At 28.7% G+C, this 2,917-nt stretch carries 3 protein-coding genes; all 3 read left to right on the top strand.

Annotated elements, in window-relative coordinates; all coding sequences use genetic code 11:
• Positions 1 to 165 precede the first annotated feature (165 nt).
• Positions 166 to 1,053 carry an ABC transporter ATP-binding protein gene (locus tag J7M77_RS07180; protein WP_296877155.1) on the top strand — a complete coding sequence of 296 codons (888 nt, stop codon included), beginning with the start codon at positions 166 to 168 and terminating at the stop codon, positions 1,051 to 1,053.
• Positions 1,046 to 1,843 (top strand): ABC transporter permease subunit, encoded by a 798-nt coding sequence (locus J7M77_RS07175; protein WP_296877154.1) that lies wholly within the window; start codon positions 1,046 to 1,048, stop codon positions 1,841 to 1,843. The genes J7M77_RS07180 and J7M77_RS07175 overlap by 8 nt, the downstream gene beginning before the upstream one ends.
• Before the next feature lie 65 nt (positions 1,844 to 1,908).
• The coding region (locus tag J7M77_RS07170) for a MerR family transcriptional regulator (RefSeq protein ID WP_296877153.1) at positions 1,909 to 2,917 on the top strand (1,009 nt) is incomplete at its 3' end.

The raw sequence follows: 2,917 nt of genomic DNA, 5'->3' as shown, positions 1-2,917 counted from the left end.
TTTTGTTAAGATTTATTAAGAGCTACTTATCAAAAAATATGTTGATTAACTAGGAATAAATTTGTCTAGAAATATAATCATTAAAATAGTTTTTTCTAGTTTTATTTGTCTGCAAGGATTATCAATTGTATAATATTAATTGAATAGTAAATAAGGAGATAAACAATGGCTATAATTACGATTGATCATGTAACTAAAGATTATGGGGATCAAAAAGGTTTATTTGATGTAAGTTTTTCGATTGAAAAAGGGGAAGTAGTAGGAATTTTGGGACCTAATGGTTCGGGTAAAACTACTTTAATTAGACAGTTAATGGGCTTTATAAAAGCTGATAGTGGTAAAGTTTCGATCATGGATCTAGATTGTTTTGATCAGCGTGAAATAATTCAAAAACATATTGGTTATTTACCAGGGGAAATAGCTTTTATGGATGAAATGACCGGACTTGACTTTATTAAGTTTATTGCTAGGATGAAAGGAATGGCTGATTTTAATAAAGCCAGGGAATTGATTGAGTTTTTACAGTTAGATCCGAAAAATCAAATTAAACGAATGTCAAAAGGAATGAAACAAAAGGTTGGATTAGTAATCGCTTTTATGCAAGATGCTCCGATTTTAATTCTTGATGAACCTACAAGCGGTTTAGATCCGTTAATGCAAAATAAATTTATTGAATTGATCGACCAGGCTAAACGTAGTGGTAAAACAATCTTGATGTCATCACATATTTTTGAAGAAATTGAACATACTTGTAATCGAGTCGTAATGATCAAACAAGGAAAAATCATTGCTTGTAAAGAGATGGAAGATTTAAAAAAGAAACGGCATAAACACTATGAAATTAAATTTGCTTGTAGTAATGATGCAAATAAATTTAAAAAATTATATCCTGAATCAATCATTCAAGGTAAACAGGTAACATTATTATATAGTAATCATGTTGATCAAATAATTAAAGATCTTAGTAACTATCGAATCGAAGACATCACAGTACGTCTACAATCATTAGAAGAATTATTTTTACATTATTATGGAGGAAATAACCATGATTAAACCATTATTGTTAAAAGAAATTAAAGCTAATTATAAAATATTAATCATCTTTATCCTTATTATTACAATGTATGGCGGGATCATTGTGGCGATGTTTGATCCAGAACTTGGTAAAAGTTTAGAAATGATGGCGCAAAGTATGCCTGAGTTATTTGCTGCTTTTTCGATGAGTAATGCCGGAACAACTTTAATCGAATTTGTCACTAATTATTTGTTTGGCTTTATTATGATCGTAATCCCATTTATATTTACCTTGATCATGATCAATCGTTTATTAGTTCGTTATAATGATAATGGCTCATTAGCTTATTTACTAGCTAGTTATCATAGTCGTAAACAAATTGTATTAACGCAGTTATTTACAGCTATATTAGGAATATTAGTTTTGATTATTTATGAAATTATTTTAGTAATAGTTTGTGGTAAATTATTGTTTGATCAGCTTATTTGTCTTGATCAGTTTCTTATTTTAAATCTTGGTTTATTTGCTTTACAGTTATTCTTTCTAGGAATTGTTTATTTAGGCGGCTGTCTGTTTCGAGAAACTAGACTAGCAAGTGGTGTTAGTGGGGGAATTATTGTGATTTTTATCTTGATCCAGATGCTAGGACAGGTAAGCGATAAAATTACTTTTCTAAAATATTTAACACCATTATCTTTGTTTGATACCACGGGTTTAATTAATTTAGAAACAAAAGCGATCATTATGGTCATGATTTTATTTTTATTAGCGTTTATTTTGATTATTTTGGGAACTAAAATCTTTGAAAAACGTGATTTATCATTATAATCCTTATTCTTCTTGACCTTAGAGCAGCTCTAAAGTGTATATTGAAGGTAGAAAGAAGGGATAATATGAAAATAGTTGAAGTTCAAAGATTATTAGGAATCAGCAGTTATACGTTGCGTTATTATGAAAAGATGGGTCTAGTTACTTGTAACCGTGATCAAAATGGCTATCGGAATTATAGTGATGATGATTTAAAACGAATCAAGAAAATAATCTTTTTACGTGAACTTGATTTGCCAATCGAACAAATAATCGCCATTATTGATAATCAAAAAGATTTTCAGGAAGTATTAGATGACCATCTAAAAATGATCGATCATAAAATTAAATCATTAAAATATATCCAGGAAGTTTGTAATGAGCTAAAAGAAAAAGAAATGCCATTATTAGATATTGTCAGTGATGAAAATATATTAAATGAAAATAATATTAAAGCTGGTGAATTAAAATCTAATTTAAAAAAAATATTCAATTATTTAAAACCAGTAAAAACGACTATATTAGGTTATCGGATTGATCCAGTAAACTTTTTATCATCATTACCGTTTATCATTGTGGCAACACTCTTTTTAGCGATTGGTTTTGTCGGAATTGATAAAACAATTGAGTATATCAATGTACAGTTGATTAATGCCAATTTAGCACCGATTTCTAATTATCAAAATATTGGAATTAAAATAAGTGTTGTGGTTTTATTTTTTATCATCATGACCTTAATGATGTCTTATCATTGTAGTAAGCAAAAGTATATTGAATTGACAGATCGTTATGTTTCTGTTTGTTCTTTGGATTTTCAAACAAGATGGGCTATTTTTAAAGGCATGATAACTAAAAATATGAATAAATATAATTTAAATTATCATTATGATCAAATTGAAAATGTAACAATCGACTTAATTTTTTCAACCACAATTGCCCCTAGAGCTGGATTGTGGCGTACTTATCTACTGCGCTTTACTTTCTATTTCGATGATGGCAAGATTTTTACAATCGATTCAGGACAGTATTTTGGTGAGAATTTACGTGACAGTTATTTGATTTTACAGGCAAAACAGGTTCCAATTCAAACAAGTG

Source organism: Thomasclavelia sp., assembly GCF_017889095.1.
Taxonomy (GTDB): Bacteria; Bacillota_I; Bacilli_A; order Erysipelotrichales; family Coprobacillaceae; genus Thomasclavelia.
The sequence above is the reverse complement of the archived record's forward strand: the minus strand, read 5'-3'. Positions and strand labels throughout refer to the sequence as shown.